Source organism: Peribacillus frigoritolerans (genome assembly GCF_030676415.1).
Classification (GTDB): domain Bacteria; phylum Bacillota; class Bacilli; order Bacillales; family DSM-1321; genus Peribacillus; species Peribacillus frigoritolerans_A.
The window spans coordinates 1-19,529 of record NZ_JAUUTW010000051.1 but is presented as its reverse complement, the minus strand read 5'-3'; the positions used below and the strand labels follow the sequence as shown (position 1 = coordinate 19,529).

General features: G+C 35.9%; 14 protein-coding genes. 4 read left to right on the top strand and 10 right to left on the bottom strand.

Going from position 1 to position 19,529, the window contains the following annotated elements:
- Positions 1-967: 967 nt before the first annotated feature.
- From Q8G36_RS26960 to Q8G36_RS26945, 4 genes are all read right to left on the bottom strand, one after another.
- Positions 968-1,933 carry a hypothetical protein gene (locus Q8G36_RS26960; RefSeq protein WP_305162828.1) on the bottom strand — a complete coding sequence of 322 codons (966 nt, stop codon included), beginning with the start codon at positions 1,931-1,933 and terminating at the stop codon, positions 968-970.
- A 295-nt stretch (positions 1,934-2,228) separates the two neighbouring features.
- Positions 2,229-3,299: a glycosyltransferase family 4 protein gene (locus Q8G36_RS26955; RefSeq protein ID WP_305162827.1), complete on the bottom strand. Its 1,071-nt coding sequence runs from the start codon at positions 3,297-3,299 to the stop codon at positions 2,229-2,231.
- Positions 3,300-3,558: 259 nt separating this feature from the next.
- Positions 3,559-4,332, bottom strand: a complete 774-nt coding sequence (locus Q8G36_RS26950; RefSeq protein WP_305162826.1) for a glycosyltransferase — start codon at positions 4,330-4,332, stop codon at positions 3,559-3,561.
- A 497-nt stretch (positions 4,333-4,829) separates the two neighbouring features.
- Positions 4,830-5,549 (bottom strand): glycosyltransferase family 2 protein, encoded by a 720-nt coding sequence (locus Q8G36_RS26945; protein WP_305162825.1) that lies wholly within the window; start codon positions 5,547-5,549, stop codon positions 4,830-4,832.
- 331 nt (positions 5,550-5,880) lie between these two features.
- Here Q8G36_RS26945 and Q8G36_RS26940 point away from each other — a divergent pair, with 331 nt between their 5' ends.
- Positions 5,881-6,957 carry a glycosyltransferase family 4 protein gene (locus Q8G36_RS26940; RefSeq protein ID WP_305162824.1) on the top strand — a complete coding sequence of 359 codons (1,077 nt, stop codon included), beginning with the start codon at positions 5,881-5,883 and terminating at the stop codon, positions 6,955-6,957.
- Between the two features lie 342 nt (positions 6,958-7,299).
- Here the strand turns inward: Q8G36_RS26940 and Q8G36_RS26935 are convergent, their stop codons facing one another.
- Positions 7,300-8,004 (bottom strand): glycosyltransferase, encoded by a 705-nt coding sequence (locus Q8G36_RS26935; RefSeq protein WP_305162823.1) that lies wholly within the window; start codon positions 8,002-8,004, stop codon positions 7,300-7,302.
- A gap of 96 nt (positions 8,005-8,100) precedes the next feature.
- Positions 8,101-9,015 carry an NAD-dependent epimerase/dehydratase family protein gene (locus Q8G36_RS26930; RefSeq protein WP_305275288.1) on the bottom strand — a complete coding sequence of 305 codons (915 nt, stop codon included), beginning with the start codon at positions 9,013-9,015 and terminating at the stop codon, positions 8,101-8,103.
- 786 nt (positions 9,016-9,801) lie between these two features.
- Here Q8G36_RS26930 and Q8G36_RS26925 point away from each other — a divergent pair.
- The 3 genes from Q8G36_RS26925 (at position 9,802) to Q8G36_RS26915 (ending at position 14,870) form a co-directional block, all read left to right on the top strand.
- Positions 9,802-11,427, top strand: coding sequence for a peptidase G2 autoproteolytic cleavage domain-containing protein (locus Q8G36_RS26925; protein WP_305162821.1), 1,626 nt, complete (start codon positions 9,802-9,804; stop codon positions 11,425-11,427).
- Between the two features lie 1,148 nt (positions 11,428-12,575).
- On the top strand, positions 12,576-13,805 hold the full coding sequence (locus tag Q8G36_RS26920) for a glycosyltransferase family 4 protein (protein WP_305162820.1): 1,230 nt from the start codon (positions 12,576-12,578) through the stop codon (positions 13,803-13,805).
- A gap of 141 nt (positions 13,806-13,946) precedes the next feature.
- Positions 13,947-14,870 carry an NAD-dependent epimerase/dehydratase family protein gene (locus tag Q8G36_RS26915; protein WP_305162819.1) on the top strand — a complete coding sequence of 308 codons (924 nt, stop codon included), beginning with the start codon at positions 13,947-13,949 and terminating at the stop codon, positions 14,868-14,870.
- Positions 14,871-15,967: 1,097 nt separating this feature from the next.
- Here Q8G36_RS26915 and Q8G36_RS26910 read toward each other — a convergent pair.
- The 4 genes from Q8G36_RS26910 to Q8G36_RS26895 all read right to left on the bottom strand — a co-directional run.
- Positions 15,968-16,816: a dTDP-4-dehydrorhamnose reductase family protein gene (locus Q8G36_RS26910; RefSeq protein ID WP_305162818.1), complete on the bottom strand. Its 849-nt coding sequence runs from the start codon at positions 16,814-16,816 to the stop codon at positions 15,968-15,970.
- Between the two features lies 1 nt (position 16,817).
- A complete protein-coding gene (locus tag Q8G36_RS26905) occupies positions 16,818-17,804 on the bottom strand; it encodes a polysaccharide biosynthesis protein (RefSeq protein ID WP_305162817.1) in 987 nt (328 codons plus the stop codon).
- Positions 17,797-18,888: a non-hydrolyzing UDP-N-acetylglucosamine 2-epimerase gene (gene wecB / locus Q8G36_RS26900; protein WP_305162816.1), complete on the bottom strand. Its 1,092-nt coding sequence runs from the start codon at positions 18,886-18,888 to the stop codon at positions 17,797-17,799. The genes Q8G36_RS26905 and wecB overlap by 8 nt, the downstream gene beginning before the upstream one ends.
- A gap of 354 nt (positions 18,889-19,242) precedes the next feature.
- A partial coding sequence (locus Q8G36_RS26895; protein WP_305162815.1) for a transposase occupies positions 19,243-19,529 on the bottom strand: 287 nt, incomplete at its 5' end.

Genomic DNA, 19,529 nt, shown 5'->3' with positions numbered 1-19,529 from the left:
GTAATCTCCCGTACATAAAGAAATATCTAAATAGGATATGCAGGGGTTTCATAAAATGTATAGACTTTCATTTAAAACAAAAAATTGTAAAACCAAACTGTGAATATCCCCATTATAGACACTTCAAAAAAGATCATGCTCGAGATATTTCCATTTCTAAAAACCAGGAACCTGTCTGAATTCAGTTCAGATAATTTAGTGGGTCAAATGAACGTGGTAGTGATTTATCCGCATGTGAACCAAGAAGTATCTGATTGTTCGATTGCTTTTTATCTGACTTTGAGGTGAAAGCTGAAAAGAGGATCCGTCTGAAGATTTACCAACATAGTTTCTTTATCGAACTGGATTTAATATAGAAATGATGGGAACGGATAAATCCTAAGGCGACTTAATACATTGGAGAAAATAAAATAAAGAGAGTGCAGAAACAAATCCTTCGGGAAAACATTCTCTCTAGTCTTAACAATTACAACTGCATAAACAAAAATGGCTGATAAACTTAATTGTAAGCTGGAAAACTCGGTCTAATCAGGAAAAGAAAAGTCTGGAAAGTAAAAAATAACAGAAGTTGGAAATCTTGAAAAAAACCAACTCGTGAGCAACAATCGGTACCTAAATTGGAACTTTACATGCCATTGCTTACTAATTCGATCATTTGAATGCTTTATCTCTCTTATATCAAAAAATGCAAATACACGAGGAATCATCGCTTATTTCGTATTTAAGATCGAGATTGTATAACGAACACTAGGAAAGTACTCTGCTAAAAGCTTGTTAGTCAATTTCCCGAAAGAGAAATTAACTAACAACACCCTATGAGATCATTTTTTTGTCACTTCATGGATTGATATAACATATTAATTTTGGAATTTAAAAACGGCAGAGGATATGAAGCCATTCTTCTAAATCAATAAATCTTTTTTTATGGCCTTATAACAAACTTTCTCATTATATAGTTGAAAGATTCCTATGCTTTATGAATCGAATATATTGCATTCAAATCATAATCCTCAAGCTGTTGCTCCCATAACAATTTTCCATGTTTTAAATCATAACAAGCGATCCTTGTTGGTAAAATCCCATAATTCCCCTCGGGGATAATTGTTCCGTCTGCTTGGTATTTTTTGGATGGCCTTATCCTTGTAAACCCTACAATCACCTTATGTTCATCGAGTACGTTAATCCCTCTGCACCAACCCAAATTTCTACTAGTGTTGGTAAAGTTATTTAAATTAAATTTTTGTTCTACTTTACGTGTATGAATATTAACTTTGACCACTTGTCCGTTTACTTGAGTAAAGTAAATCGAATCTCCATACACAATACCGTCATGAACTTTTTCTCCGCCAATTTTAATTTGTTTATTAGGTTTAGTTAAACAGATTGCATCTTCCTGCAAGCAACGGGTTGCCCAAGTATCTTTTCCGATTTGAAATACAAAGTTAGGATGCGATTGATGTGGTTTCGTAGTTGGTACTTTACGATAATCGATCGAGCGGGAAAATTTTTGCCATATATTTTCTCCAAAAACGTGCCATTCCTTTAAAATATTTCCTTGAGGCGATATCTCAAGCACCATATCTAAACCAGTATTTACAACAAGTATATTTCCTTCTGATGTAGGTAATACATGATGAATGTCATTAAAACAAGGATATGAAAGATAACCAACTTTTTGGAAGTCAGGAAGGCTATACACTAATATTTCCGTCTGCGTACCCACATAAAGATGGTCGTTTTTAATGGTCGCTGCCGTAAATGAAATAGAAGGGAAATTATCTGGAATAACTTCTTTAGGCGATACATATTCTACACATTTTTCAGCGAGATTTTTCTCTGGAAAAACTTTTACTATCACACCCTTTTGATATTGTTCCCAGTCTTTGTAGATTCCGTTCTTTTGTTGAGCTCCAACCACATAGTATTTTTCCAACTGTCTCACCTTCTGTTATTTTTTGATAGTTATTAACTTAAAGCTAAGAGGATGGTAACCGCTTTTTTCATTGCTCCCGAAAAAAAAGGTACTTATTCTCTTTCCCTTGTTGTACTGAGATAAATTCACTCTTATTACACTATGTATTCTTCACTATAACTGCCATGGACAAAGGTTTAATATTAGTAGATAAATATGGAGAATTTATTAATTAAATTTATAAGTTCAAATCGTACAGCCGAAATAATAAAAAAAGCCCTTGAAAAGGACTTAAAAAAAACTTATTTAAATGAATTTACTTTTTAGTCAGTCCTAAACAGTCAAGCATTATTTTAAAGTTCATATTATATCTTTCTAAACTGAAATTTGTCTGTACATGAGTAAAGGCCTGTTGAATAATCTTCCCCCGCAAAGAAGTATTTGTCATTAGTTCTTTAGCTTGGTTAAAGGCGTCTTCAATTTGACCGATATTATAATATTTTCCGGTTTCGTTATGAATAACCATTGTTTCGGTACCTTCACAATGGGTGGTGAGGACTGGACAATGACTACTCATCGCTTCTAGAGGAGCGTATGGTGCTCCTTCCACTTTAGAAGTGATACATAAAAACCCTCCGGATTCTCCAATTTTTGAGAAGTAGTTGCTCATTTCCGTGTTCGGTACATTAGCATGTATAGTTAAGTTTTTCCCAATATTCAGTCTCTTTATCATCTCTTGGAATTTATCACGTTCTTCTGGTTTGGATAAAGTAGGATCTTCAAACATATACAATTCTGTATTCGGATTATCATGAACCAATTTATGACCAATTAGTAAGAACTCTCTCCAATTCTTATTGTCTTCAATTCGTCCAATCCAAGCCACTATTGGCCTTGGGTGCTTAGGCAGTTTTTTATAGGAATATTGAGTCCAGTCTATACAATTGTTAAAATTAAATTGTGGAACAGTAGGGAATAGTTCCTTAAATAACTTAGTGATATATGGGGTTCTTGGGTTTAATAATCCGTTTGCATATTTAGTAATAATTGGCTTTATTTGTATTAACACGCGTCTTGCTTGATCTATTGCACCAAACCCTTGGAGTTCATAAATTAATTTCCCTTTATATCCGAGATTTCTAAATCGAGGCATTGCTCCACTATCTGATGTAATTACGACTACATCATAATTTCCTTTAGTCAAAATCCGCTTGATCTCTGTATCTTCGTTTGTAATATAAACTGGAGCATGGTGGTCGTTAATTAATGTTCTTTCTTTTCTGTAGTAAAGAAACTCACACTGATAATCTTTAAGCGCTGCCTGCCGCTGGCGGTTGAGTGTCTCAAGTCCTCCGCTAGGCAAATAAAAAACAAATAAAATCTTCATGAACAACCTCCATTTAAATTATCCATTGATTTATCAGTGAATTCCTATCCCTTTTCTAAGCACTCTATTCCGCTTAAGCCTCTATTAAATTGTATTGCCGATAATACATACACTCAAGAGTATTAACCGCATCGTCATAACCAAAAGATAAATCGAATAATTTGAGGGGGAATTAGCCTAATTGAATTTAATTTCCTCCTTAAATCATTTGAATTAGTTACTATTCTCAAAATTCAATCATTTAAAATCATGCTTTTTTCTAATAACCGAGGTTTAAACCAAACACTTCTTTAAAGTAAATAACCTCTTTATCCATTTCTTCTTTCAAACGTAAATTAGAGCTAGGGACTGGAATGGGTTTGTGTATCGCCTCCGCGCCTGAAACAACAATTGTTTTATTAATTCCTAAATTGAGTAATGTAAGGTACAATGCAGCGTCATCTCTTATATATAATGGAGGGATGGAAACTTGATCTGTTAGAGCAGAACGACATAAAGCCATACACCCCATTGGTCCCCAGTCTGCTAAATGATATTTCTTTTTCACTTTAGTAATATCATTTCGATATATTGTTTCATTGGAGATTTTAAAGTTTGAACCTGCCAATTGAATGTCGCCCAATGGCCCTTTAACCACTCCCGTAAAGATACTGTGATTTGGAAAATCGTTCATTGCCTCCATTATGTTCTCTAGCCAGTTTGGTTTCAATTGCATATCATCATCTAATGAAATGACGATATCATGCTTGTGTTTTGTTTGTTCGAACATAAGATGGCGAGCTCCACCACAACCGATTTTCTTCTTATTAAGTAAACCAGTGTCATTATAAACAATTAATTCAATGTCATTTCTTCCTTCTGTTTTGATGAGTGTTATTAATGATTGAATCAAGGGTTTAGCATAATCATTATAAATATAAAGGTGAAAAGGGATTGAGATATCTTTGCAAAGATACTTAATTACCCAATGAAGTACCTCTTCTCTTCCCGATGTAGTAGTAATTAAAAAACAAACTGAACTATTAGTATTCAAATATTCCACTCCTTACCCATCATTTCTCTTTTTAGGAATGTTACCTGCATTTGAACTCATTACGGTTCCTCGAAAAGTAAAACTGCATTTCTTATTCTTTACTGATCTTACAATACACGTATAACCTGAGGCAGTAGTATTGGCTTATCATATGTACCAATATAGGCATTTGTGAACCAAATTTTACACTTTTTCATATATTATTTTGTTGCTTAAAAGCAAAAAGAGCAATCAAAATAACATTGAGAAGGAAGCAGAGTATTGATACTCTGCTTCCTTTTTACTTTACATCGGGATCAATCTGAAGCTTCGATAAAACCATTAGTGTTTGTAATATTAAAAATTTATAAATACCAAATACATTAAATATAAAAGCAAGATACAATTAAAAGTTTAAATACAATTTATGAGATAAGATAGAAACAAATTGAGGTATCTGAGATGTACATTAAAATATCCTACTGAATTAAAGTAAGCTTCATAAACTGTGAATTTGATTATTTATGCTTCCCCAGCAACCTTATCAGTAATTGTCGCATGTTATCACTATGACGGCTAACAACGAGTCTCTTTTCCTTTGCGATTGTATTTGCATGCTTCATTGAGCCCATTTGCTTATGAACTCTATAAAGCAGTAATGGTTGAGGCACAAAGTGTATATCAAACTTCTGTACTACTCGTAACCATAAATCATAATCGTGAGTGTATGGAAGTTTTTCATCAAAAACACCTAAAAGATTAAATATCTTCCTATGAATCATTACAGAACAGCCATTTATAATATTTCCTCGACTCATTGCTTTGATTAGTTCAAGTCGGTTAGGCGGGTTTATGCCTATGTTAGCAGTGATAATTTCGCTTTTTTCATTTATACAATGATAACTTGTATAACTAAAGAGGGCATGATTCCTTTGCATGAAGTCCAACTGCACTTCTGTTTTTTCAGGATAAAAAATATCATCTGAACTCAGCCAACTAAAGTAATCACCAGTGGCATTTTTTATACCCATATTTAAGGCACTCGCCGTTCCGCCATTCTTCTTTTCGATATATTTAATCTTATCCAAGTAAGGAACAATTTTATCTGTATATTGTGTGGAACCATCGTTTACGACGATTATTTCTATATGTTTATATGTTTGGTTAACCAAACTTTCCAATGCCTGATCAATGTATGGACAATTATAGAAAGGAACAATGATAGATACCTTTGACATGCTTGAACCACCTCTCCATCAATATACCTTTTAATACAAATCTGGATCCTGCTCTCTTAACCATTGTAACCCTTGAGTTATTCGTAAATCACAGTTAGTCTCACACTTATTAAGATACGTAAAAAACCTTTAAAATGACATTCCCCTCAAATAATGGCATGTATTAGCTAGATATCAAGATAAAATCGCTCCCTATATCATATATATAATACATATGTTTTGGATTCATCCAAGATGTAAGAATCACTTTAGGCTTGTTGCCTTTTTATATGGAGGTTTCAACCCTATAATCACTGTTTTTTAAGAACCATATTATTTTAGGAGGAGAAAAATGAATATACTGTTTGTTTTTTATGTTCCAAGTGGGGGTGTGGAAACATTAAATCGTCAACGATCTGCAGCACTAAAGAAATTTAATATTAATGCACATTTCCTTTATTATACAAAGAAAAGAAAACATATAAATGATCACAACGCCCCAACATTCATTTCGAATGATGATATCGAAATCAAGAAAATTTTAGAAGATGGAAAATATAGCGCTGTCGTTGTAGTTTCAGATTTCCAAGCCTTACCCAGATTTAGAGGTATGGGTTTTAAAGGAAAGATGATTATAGAAATTCAAGGTTACGGCCCCAAAAGTGTAGCAAGGGCGGCACTTACAAATGCTATTCCACATGTAACAGCCTATGCAGATGGATTCCTTAATCCAAAAACACCACACATCATGCAATTATTAGCTGAACTTTATCCCTCTATTCCAAAATTCAGTTTCAATAATTGTTTTGATACGGATCAATTTTCTTACCGGTCTTTTCCATTAGTAGGTGGTCCAAAAATTGCATGGATCGGCAGAATTGAGGATAACAAGAATTGGAGGGAATTTCTTCAAATAGGTTATCAACTTATCCACCAAATAAATTCAAACATACAATTGTATATGTTTGAAGATCCCACTATAGGTAACCCTAAAGAAAGAATCCAATTTAAAAATTTAATAACACAATTAAATTTGAACAAACACCTCACTCTTCATTCAAATGTTCCTAATTCCGAAATGGCCAAATATTTCTCCCATGTCGGCGATTCAGGAGGCTTTTTATGTTCAACCTCAAAAGTGGAAGGTGCCCCATACTCTCTTCTTGAAGCAATGAGTTGTAAATGCCCTGTGTTGACGACCGATTCTGATGGTGTTAGAAGCTCAATCATTCATAATCAAACTGGAAAATATTACACTTTAGGAAATATATCTGAAGCAGTCCAAGAGGCAAATGAGTTAATGAACAACCAAAAATTAAGAGAAGAAATACGTTTAAATGCCCTTAGGCATGTAAAAACACATTTCAATCCAGATTTATATTGCCAAAATTTTATCAACATGCTAAGATCTCTCGGAATAAATTTTTAATAATAAGAGAAGAAACATAAGCCGGAAAAGAAAAATATTCAGGCTTATGTTTCTATATATATACTCCGCTGTCACTCACACAACGGTAAATTAATTAAAGCTTCCCTTTTCTTTTAGGTAAAAAATTGACCGAATGCCTTGACTGTATATAGATCATAAGCTTCAGTTTTATTATACAATACAAATATTTCCTTCATTTCCTTTTTCTTAAGGCTTTATATTTATATTACAACAAGTTTTGTTGTCTAAAAATTTACTAAGCTTGTTCCCACGATTTTGAGTATAGCATTAAAAATATTTACTCCAGGCTTTAAAACCATTAATTAATATAAATGACCCTTATTAAAAAGGCTTCTTAAGAAGTGGCCGATAATGGTTTTCAATTATGGCCATTTCTTTAATCATTTCAGGTTGAAATTTACTTGTACCCGACTCATTATGCTGCCTGAATTTTGTTAAGCTTTCATCTAAATAATACATCTTATAGCCGTTTACTAGTAATCGAAACCACATTTCATAATCATGTGTATAACGATGATATGGATTAAAATAACCGATCTTATCCATTATGTTTTTCTTCATAACCACCGTACAGCCATTAACTGGATTCCGAAGTAAAAAAGCTTGATACACTCCGTTTTCAATATCTGAAAAGCGTTCTCCGAACCAAGGACTTACTACTTGATTATTTTTATTGATAATATCAAAATTCGTAAAACTTACTTCTGCATTATTATTTTGCATAAAAGTTATTTGCTTGAAAACCTTTTCAGGAAGAAAATAATCATCCGAACTTAACCAGGCAATATAATCTCCCGTTGCAGCATGTATACCATGGTTTAATGCCGTAGCAGTTCCACCGTTCTCTTTTCTTAAGTAATGTACCCGCCCCAAAAATGGTTGAATTTTTTCAGTAGCAATTGTTGAACCGTCATCTACTACTATAATCTCTATATTCTTATAGGTTTGATTTAGTGCACTATGAATAGCTTGATCTATATAGGAGCAATTGTAAAAAGGAATAATGATTGATACTTTCGGATCCATTGCCTCCCCCCTTGTATTTCAAATGATTAATACAGATACCTGAGGTATCATATAGTATATTTATCGTTTAATAAAAAATGATTTTTCCGGCATTTTTCACTTTTGTCGACGATAAAAGTTAAGAATGGCCAATAAAGATGATTCAAGTGGAATTCTTTGATTCCACCCTAAATTCACAAGCTTAATAGGGTCGCTTTCAAAATTTTTTTCAATTAAATCATTTCGTTGAAATTTTACCTGTATTTCTTCGGAAGTTAACAATTTATATCCTTCAATGATTTCTCCTAGAGTACAATTATTACCTGAAGCAACATCATATATTTCTCCAGATTTCCCCTTTTTTAATAGAATTTCATAAGCTCTAACTGCATCTCTTACGTCAAGAAAATCACGCTTTACACTCGGATTATGAACCTCGAGAACCTTTTCAGCCTTTTGCTCTTCCATCTCAACAATTTTTTGTGCGAAAACAGAACAAACACCTTTTGAGAATCCTGGTCCAATTAAATTAGATGGTTTTGCAATGACGATATCCATGTTGTATAAAACTGCCCATGATTGTGCGATAAGCACTTGAAGTGTTTTACTTAAACTATACGGATGGGAAAGTGTGGATATAGATGTCGGATCAAATTGAAGAGCGGAGCCAACTATCAAGATTTTACAGGTTGGACTTTCTTTACGAAGGGCATCTATTAAATACGCAGTCGACATGGAATTTGCTTCCAACGACGAAACAGGGTCCAACCATGATTCTCCAACGTGATTTTGGCCTGCTAAATGAAGAAGGTACTGAGGTTTGATACTTTTAACCAGGCTGTATACATCCTTTTTATTTGTAAGATCACAACATTCTGCGTGGATTTCTTTTTCGAAATTTATCTTTTTTCTTGAAACTGCTGTAATATCAAAACCGTATTTCAGAAAGTGTGCACATGCATGCTGGCCTGTAAACCCACTAGCTCCTGTGATTATTAATTTGCCTTGTTGTTTCATTGATTTCTCATCCAATCGCTATTGATGTTAATACTCCTATAATCGACTCTATGTTTTCGCAGAATTTTTTATATTAGTTACAAACTTTTGTTGGTTTTTTGACTATACAGAACCCATTTGTTCACTAAGAGCCAGAAATTCCATTTAATACAAAACAACTCATCGAAATCCCATTAGTGCTCATTATTCACCTTTAGCCGTTTCAAAGCTTTCAATCCTTAACCTTTACCATTTCTATAAAATCTTTATTTCATCACAAACACAGGCTCTTTATTACATTATGCCTTTATCTCCCCGTTGCCATGGGCTGCTCTCCCCATATAATAATAAAAGGGCAATTAAATTTTTCGATATAACTCCCAAACTTCAAACATTTAAGTGACGGGGTGTTATTAAGTGTTTTATCAATAAGAGTTTTAATTTTGATTTTTGCTTTTAGAAGTTTGTTTACTAAGATTCCTTTACCTAACGATGAGGAAAAATTTAAAGTCCCTGTAAATGAATGATTTGTCCATATCCATATGTTTTAGAGGGCATACCATAATAACAGGGTCAATCTTACTGTCTTCAGGAAAAAGAAGTCATATTTAATATGGGGATCACCTCATGGTTACAAAATTCAGTATCTTCATTCTTCTCATGAAACTTGTTTTTTCTGAATGATGAATAGCTAAAGCAATATTGAAGATTTTCACTATATCTACAGCTTAAAAGATTTATATTCCCGAAGAACTCCGATTAATACAGTAATGTGACCTTAACAAGTCTTTGATAGATCTAATACCTAAGGAGAGAAATAATATGACAAATGGATGTAATCAAAATCCAATTGGAAATTGTTCAGAAGCGGAAGGGATCAATACAATTGCCAACGGAGTTGCTTCTCATGCGGAAGGAAATGGCACAACTGCAGGTGGGAACGCTTCTCATACAGAAGGGTTCGAGACTATAACGACGGTTTTTGCTGCACACGCAGAGGGCTCTACCACGACAGCTAGCGGTGTGGCTTCCCACGCAGAGGGGTTTCTTACCACCGCTAGCGGAGAAACTTCCCACGCGGAAGGTGCAAATACAAAAGCGGAGGGTGTCGCTTCCCACGCGGAGGGATTTTTGACGAGGGCAAGTGCAAATACTGCCCATGCTGAAGGCAACTCATCCTTAGCCTCCGGTAATGCCTCCCATGCTGAAGGTTCGAATTCACGGGCCCTGAACTTATTTGCTCATGCAGAGGGAAGTCTAACGACTGCCTCGGGTATTGCATCTCATGCCGAGGGTGAAAATACGGTCGCTAGTGGGCTTGTTTCTCATGCAGAAGGACAAGCGACTAGGGCTCAAGGGGAATCTTCGCATGCCGAAGGAGATCAGACGGTAGCGAACGGAAGAGCCTCACACGCGGAAGGAAACTTGACGTTGGCTGGTGGAAGTTTTGCCCATGCTGAAGGGCAACGTACCGTTGCTTCCGGGGATCTTTCCCATGCTGAAGGAAATCAGACTCAAGCACTCGGCCAAAACTCCCATGCTGAGGGAGCTTTAAACATTGCGAGCGGTTTCACCTCTCACGCTGAGGGTGTTAACACGGTTGCTTCTGGTTTATTCTCCCACACAGAGGGACAATCAACTAATGCGAACCTCTTGGAAGGCGTCCATGTCATGGGACAATTTGGTGCAGCAAATGAGCTTCCGTATTCTTGGTACCTGGCAAATGGCACAAATGCCTCAACGCCGGGTTTGGCTGCTAAAATTTTAAGCAATGGAAATGTAAAAATTGACGGAACCGTAACCACCCCGGCAGCAGATTATGCGGAAATGTTCGAAACGATAGATGGATACCCAATCGAATTCGGGTACTTCGTTACATTGGAAAAGGATAAAGTGCGTATAGCAACTGGTCAAGATGATTATATACTTGGAATCTCAAGTGCAAAACCTGCCTTCTTAGCTGATAGTGGAGAGCTTAGGTGGAAAAACAAGTACTTGACTACAGAATGGGGTGAAATTTTGTATGAAAACATCACACTACCTTCAGTATTAGACGCTACCGGAAATGTAGTCGTACCCAAACGGACAGAACTAAGACCAGTTATAAACCCTGAATGGGATGCTGCCCTTGAATATCAACCTCGCAGTAGCAGGCCTGAATGGATTGCGATAGGGCTTTTAGGCAAGCTTTTAGTTAGAGATGATGGTAGTTGCGAAGTTAATGGGTACTGTATGCCAAATGGTGAAGGAATTGCCACAAAAGCAAAGCAAGGGTATCGGGTGCTTAATCGCACAGGTATAAATCAGATATTGGTGTTGTTTAATTCAGTCCCAGTAAATAGTTCAAATCATATTGAGGATCTTAAGAAGTTCGCAGAATTGAAAAAACAAGGCTACCTTACTGAAGAAGAATTTAGAATTGAAAAACAAAAGCTATTAAACTCATGAGAAGCTTTTTCCTATTGTTAACATACCTAATAAGAACCTTAGAACAGCTAGGACAAGTTTAAACTGATTCTGATGGGCAGGTTTCACCTTTTTCTGAGAACGCCCTTTTCGTATGCGCATCCTTCTAATAATTTTGAAGTGTAAATGCAATTCCTAGAGGAATTTAGAAAATACACTCTATGCTTTATATGATTCGAAAACATAATTATATTTTTCGAAAAAATGGATAACTTGTCCATACAATAAATTAATATATTGGAGGTATACCATTAGAAATGAGGAGTTAATAATGGGAACATTTTTAGACGCCCGGACTTGCAGAACATAAGTATGAGTGGTCAGATTGCAATTCCACTTTCCTCAACTCCCGCGCGTTTTGGAATACTTGGCCTAGTCACAGCAGGTGCTGGACCTAACCTTCGTGTTCAATTCACTGCAACAGTTGCCATTAGTTTTTTAGCTGCTGCATTAGTCCCCCCGTCCTCATCCAAATTTACAGAGGCCAAGGACCAGGGCGATCCTTGTTTATTCAGCTACAAAAACAACACCAGCTGCAGGCGCCTTATTAGTTGCTTCTAGAAATATAATCACTGTAACCGGTGCTGACTATAGACCACCTAACCCAGGATTTTTGGCTTATGAAGCGTTTGTTAGTATACCTGGGCGGGTGCCAGTTGCACCAACTCATACTGGCCCTGAAAGTTTAAACGCGGCTGCATACTCCGACTAATAATTCTAAATGGTTAGGAATCATAAACCGGAACATTCACCAAAGATATCTTACCCTTTTATGTAGAGAGCAATATCAAACAACTATATAGCGAGCGCGTAACATTATTTTACAAGAGCTCGCTGCTATTTTGTCTTTTTTAGTTTAATAAATACATATTTTGTTCAATCACTTACAAAGCGTGAATAAAATCTTTTCAGGGGTTTACCCGTTTTTATAATTATGATACTTGCAGAACAAACATGAATTTCTTAGCAGTCACTCTTTTTAGTTCTTTTCTTCATTTGAAATATTCGGTATCAAGAATATTATGCTAAGAAGGCATACGTCTATAACACAAGTTTATTTCCTGAATATTTATAAAAAAAGAACATGGAAAAGATGAACTTCAAAGTACTAACAGACAGGAGATATTTTCATGAAAATACTGCTTGCCACGTTTTGGGAGACTCCACATGTCGGTGGGGTATGGAACTATATGCAGCAATTAAAAGATAAGCTTGAATCTCTAGGACATGAGGTCGATTTCCTAAGCTTTGGTGAGGACCATGAATATGTTCACATCATTAATGAAAATCGAAAGATATATAGGGATGCGCTGCTGCCAGAAAATATCTCGATATTGATGGACCAACATTATTTACCCATTGATAAGGATCCAGTGATCCATTATTATGAATCACTGTGTAATTTCTTTCAGTTAGGAGCTAATTATTTAGGTTTGGAACAATATGATGTCATTCATACACAGGATATATTTTCAACGGTCTGCATTAACCGAATCAGATCCGAAAAAACCGCTCTAGTCGCTACCCTTCATGGTTGTGTGGCTCACGAGCTAAAGAGCGCGTACTACAATTCCAAAACGATAAAGAAAAGCTTCAAAAAACAAGGGTGTGATTATTTCAACCAATTTGAATATGAAGGTGCGACCTCGGCTGACTGTACAATTGTAGCCAATGAATGGATGAGAAATATTTTAACGGATGAATTTCAAGTGCCGAAAGAACAACTAAGCGTTTTTCATTATGGATATGATATCGAATCCTTCCTGAAACGAGTGGAAGAGAAAACCGAGATTCAACGCCCTGCCGATAAGAAAGTGATTATTTATACAGGTCGCCTGAATGAGTTTAAAGGAGTGCATCATTTAATAGGCGCACTCTCGGAATTAAAAAAAACTAGAAATGATTGGGTTTGTTGGATAGTTGGGGACGGTCCAAAGGAAATGGATTTAAAAAATAAAAGCAAAGCCATGGGCTTGGAAAGTGACGTGACCTTTATGGGGAGACGGGATGATATTCCTTATTTGTTATCCATTTCGGATATCTTCGTTCTTCCAACATTGATGGAAAATCAGCCTTTGTCTGTAATAGAAGCACAAATTTCCGGAAAAGCTGTCATTGCCAGTGATGTGGGAGGAGTACCTGAAATCATTGAACATGGAATTACGGGTGTATTAACACCCGCCGGGGATGAGCAGATGTTAACCACCCATATAAATTATTTAATGGAGCATGAATCATATAGGAAAAACCTAGGATTAAATGCCAAAAAACGGGGGATGGACCATTGGTCACCCGATAAAGCGGTTCAGAAAGTACTAGGTATATATGAAAACGCACTATGCAAAAAGAGAAATAAATAGTATATAAGGATTTGCTGACCGCTTTGAGCAGTCAGCATCTTTTTCTTATTCCTTTCTTTTTTTGGAAATCTAGGTAACTGTTTAAGCCATTATTGACCGTATTACATACGATACTAAAAACATATAAAAGGAGTATGATGTATGAAGGCTATCGTGACAGGTGGGGCTGGGTTCATTGGATCCCATCTCGTTGAAGAACTTATCTTAAATGGTGCCGAGGTACATGTATTGGATAACATGATATCCGGACACTCAGAATATGTACACCCAAATGCCATCATCCATACTGAAGATATATGCAGCGAGGTAGCTGGTCAAATCATTATAAGGGAAAAGCCAGACGTCGTTTTCCATCTGGCTGCACAGGCCGATGTGAGTCGCTCCATTCTTGAACCCCAATATGATGCTGATGTGAATATCAATGGAACAATAAATATCCTTAAGGCATGTCATGAATCTTCTGTAAGTAAGCTGATCTTTTCTTCTACTTCAGGGGTTTATGGCAATTTACAGAAAGACTTGATTTCCGAAGATGACCTGACAGGCCCCATATCTTATTATGGATTATCAAAATTAACGGCCGAATCATATATCCGCTTATTTCATCAGCTTTATGGGCTCCCATATACGATTCTCCGCTATGGAAACGTTTATGGGCCTAGACAAACTGCAAAAGGAGAAGGCGGAGTCGTCGCAGTCTTTTTAGAAAAACTCAAACAAGGAGTGCCTTTAAGCATTCACGGTGATGGTGAACAAACTCGTGATTTTATATATGTGAAAGATATAGTACATGCTAACATTGCCTCAGTGAATCGAGGAAATCAAGAAACGATCCAGGTCAGCACTGCACAGAAAACGTCAGTAAATCAACTATTGAAAATGCTCACACAAATTCATGGCTCCAAAGTGAAAACAGTCCATTCAGCCGAAAGAAAAGGAGATATCAAACACAGCTGCCTTGATAACAGGAAAGCACGGCAATCGCTTAATTGGTATCCAAAGACAGATATTTTCCAAGGGCTAACCGAAACCTATTCTTTCACGAGTAAGAAAGAGTACCAATAGGGATCTTTTCTTTTTCCAGACTCTCTTAATAAGCCTTAATTTTTAAAAAGATATCCAGTCTAGGTATGTTGTTATTTCATTCCCCAGCTTATGATGAAACGATCTTTACCGAAACTATTTAAATTAATTTGATCGATGCACTGGTTAACTGGAAATGGGTTTATAGTGACCATCCCAGTGGGAAAAGTCAATAATTCACAATTCCGAATACCTATATTCTAATTGAAAAACAAAGTAAAGCGCGATATGTTTAAGCCGTTTCTAATTACTAGGAAGCGGTTTTTTCTACTATTCCATCCGGTGAACCTGAAAATTTGTCATGAATTTATTTTCTGGAATGAAAGTAATCGAATATTTTAAAATCCTTTTAGTTAAACGCACCGCTAATATTGGTGTATAAAAAGTCTAGATATTATACTTGGTAGACTTCTTCCTACTTTAATAAATACAAATTACATTCACAGCCTGTATATTGTGAGCCAAATCAGCATGAAGAACTAAGCCCTCGAAGTGCTTTTGTTAAATAGTACGTGATAATGAATACAGTACTATTTTCATAGAATGCTATTAACGTGCACGTAATATCTACCTACTACCTATTCCACATTATTCGTTAGTGGGGAAGTCTCGTTTCGAATAACCCAATTGGATCACCTTTTCTTTTTAGTGATAGAACGAATTCAGTCATTACCCATTAAATACTGAACAATGTTTAGGTTTAGAAAAAATCCATTGGTTAATAGAATTACATGTTATTAATGATTATTTCCGATACACCCTTATTCGATATTTAATTATTTTACCGATGTTGGGCTTCTCGTTATTATCTTTCTTACCTGTATTTCTAAGTTCCCGTGGAACGATGAATACACTTTTAATTTAATCCATCCAAAAGTAATTTATTGATGCATTTGATAATTTATATATAATATACTAATGGTCTTAAGATATTTTAACCTATCTTGACCATTAATATTGGTTTTTTCAGATTCCATCCTCTAAGAAAGCAGCTAAAGACAATAAATTAATATTCTCTACATTATTTTATTTCTTCCGTTTCAGCCTTTTCAAGCCTATAAAATTGGTTAATACTTAAGTTAACCAATTGGTCCGTATGTTTTTTGGTATTTCATCCACTCTCTTAATTCTACTAACATCTTTTCATAAGTTGGAACTTGGTATTTATAATCGGATCTTTTATTCTTTATGGTTCGATCCAGAATTATATTTGAATCCGGAATGATTTCCACATCATTTTTTTCAAAGATTTCAGAAATCAATTTCAATAAGGCCGCTTTAGAAATCTTTTCATCTGCACCCAGATGATATAACCCAGTAATGTCCTTTTGGATCATCGTGTCCAGCGCCTTTGCCAGCTCGAGAGTCGTTACACCATTCCATAACACTTTTTCGTATCCTTTTATTTCTCCCTTTTGCTTCATGAACCAAAGAAATAAACCAATTCCATTTTCTTTTAGCTCCGGGCCTATTATGGAGGTCCGTATAGTCAAATGTTTTTCACTAATGATTTCTCCCAAATGTTTTGATTGGCCATAAATTGTGGAACTGTCGGGGACATCAGCCTCCGTATAATCTCCTTTTTCACCTGAAAATACACAATCTGTACTGATATGAATCAATTTTCCATTATTGCGTTCGGTCAATTTAACAAGCTGATGGGGAAAAACACTATTAACCTGAAAAGCGAGTTTCGTATTATCACTAGCATGCTCATTTAAAATGCCGATACAATTTATCGTAATGTCAGGTTTAACTTTATCCATGATTTCCTCTAGACTCGTTAAATCGGTTACATCCAGATATAAACCCTTTTTATCATTCGGATCCCTTGACGTATAGGTCACCCGATACTTCGAGTCCCGAGTGAAATACTCCTTTATTACATGACCTGCCATCCCTTGTCCACCAAGGATTAGTACCTTCATGTTAAATAAAGCCCCCTTTCTTTAACATTTCCTCAATCTGGGCTTTATCCATTAGTCCTGTGCCAGAGTTATAGTCTTCTAAACAAACAGGCTGGTATTTAGAGTAATGCTCCTTTATTCCCTTTATGTGAATGGCTGGCAAAATAACATAATATTCATCATCATAAGCGATTGCCGTTGTGCTCTCATATTCCGAGAGCAGTAACTCATGGAGTTTTTCTCCTGGTCTTTTTCCTAGAATATCAACCTCTACATTTTCTTTATTGGAAGCATCTATTAATACTTGAGCAAGATCAATAATTTTACAGGAAGGCATTTTCATTACGAAAATTTCTCCGCCAATGCTTTCAAAGGTTGCCTTAAATACCAATTTAATCGCTTCCTCAATGGTTAAAAAGAATCTCGTCATGTTCAAGTCAGTTATTCCGATTTTTCCCTTTTCTTTAATCTGCTTTTTAAAAACGTGAATGACACTTCCATTTGTGCCCAGCACGTTTCCGCCCCTGATACAAACAAATCTTGTTTTGGTGTTTAATGTATTAGCGTGGATGATCAGTCTTTCCGCCATTGCCTTTGATAGACCATAAAAATTGGATGGATTCGATGCCTTGTCTGTAGAAATGTTTACAACCGAATGTACATTACAGCTTATAGCTGCTTCTATAACATTCTGTGTTCCAATTACGTTCGTCTTTAAAGCTTCAATGGGTTGATCTTCACATATGGGAACATGCTTTAACGCTGCTAAGTGGAAAATATAATCAACACCTTGGCAAGCTTCCAATAAAGCTTCCTTCTCTTTTACATCCCCGATTATAAAATGCAATTTCGGGTTGTTATCAAATTCTTGCTTCATTGTAAATTGATTGGACTCATTTCTTGAAAAAATCCGTATTTCACTCGGTTCAAAATCCAATAGCTGCTTAACCAATTCATATCCCCATGAGCCTGTACCGCCTGTTACCAAGATTGTTCGATTCTTAATCAATTTCATGGCCTCCCAGTATTATTTTAAGCACTTTATCTGAAACGTTTTTATGGTCGTAGCCTTCTGGAATAGTCCAGTCTTTTTGCTGGTTAACCATAACCTTCACACAATTGACGATTTGTTTAGCGTTAATTCCTGATAACATATTGCTGCCCGACTCAATGGTTTCTGGCCTTTCCGTTGTTTTTCGTATCGTAACGGTCGGAACATGGAACAAACAACATTCCTCTTGGACGGTTCCACTATCTGTCAGCACACAAAATGCATTTTTTTCAAGCTTTACGAAATCAAAGAAACCAAATGGCTCATGAAATTCAATTAATGGGTGCACTTCTAATTTGGGACTGAGCTCAATGCGGGATTTTGTACGGGGATGTAAACTGCATATGATTCTTTTTTGATAGGTTTCGGCAACTAAATTAATGCCTTTCATAATTTCCAACAATCGGTCTTCATGGTCAACATTTTCAGCACGATGGGCTGTAACGAGGAAATAATCCACTTTATCCAGATTCAATTTTTCCAAAATTACACTTTGCTCAATCTCATTGTTGTAATGGTTCAAAACCTCGTAAATTGGGTTTCCCGATAAATATATTCTTTTACTTGGGATTCCTTCTTTCAAGAGATTCTCTTTACTTTGAGGAGTATATGGTAAATTGAAGCTTGAAACAGCATCAATAATACGACGATTTTTTTCTTCTGGCACTTCCAGGTCAAAACAACGGTTCCCTGCTTCCATATGAATAACTGGTATGCCCATTCTTTCTGCTAGAATAGAGCTGAGTCCGGAGTTTGTATCCCCCAACACTAATACTTTGTCGGGCTTTTCATTTAAAAAAATGGTCTCTAATTTTTTAAATATGGCCGCTAACTGTTCACCAAGAGTTTGCTGTTGATTTAACAAGACATAATCAGGGGTTCGTACCTTTAGCTGTTGGAAGAATATTTCACTTAAGGATGCGGTGAAATTTTGTCCAGTGTGCACTAGAATATGTGAATTGGCATATTGATCCAGTTTTTTTATGATTAGACTTAATCTGATAATTTCAGGTCGAGTCCCTAAAATAGTCATTACTTTCACGATTTACACTCCTTAATCTTTTCTGGTTTATGGCCTCACCGTCTACCCTTATTGTATGCACAGCCAATTCTATTGTTATAGGCTAACCTATTAGATTTCGCCTCAATTTGAACGAATAACCGACTATAAGCCACCATTCCCGCACAACCTAGATTGTTAAAAGACTGTTATTCCTAAAGATGTAAAGGAATATGTTTAATTCCTTATTGAAAATTAGACATTATGGTTATATCAAAATCATTATTAATTGAATTCCACTCCATTCTATTAAAAAAGCTATATGTCCTTGTGAGGACATATAGCTTCAGTTTGTAGACAAAAGGTTAAGAGATTTGGGCTCTTCGAGCCACTATGTTAAGCCATTTTAGGACCTTGCCATGTCCACGTGGCCATCTTCTTTAAATTAATCGCAGCGAAAGTAAGCATCGCTTGCATCGACAATTTTTTAAGTCCCCTTAAAGTAGTCCAACGCATACCATGCTTTTCTTTTGCATCTGCGAATACACGCTCAATGGTTTCTTTGCGTTTCGCATATATAGGTTTTACATCTTGATGGTGACGCAGATGATCTGCTTCTTCCACATATGCTTGCCAGATATGCCGTGTCACTACTTTTTGATGGTCTTTGCTTTCTGTACACC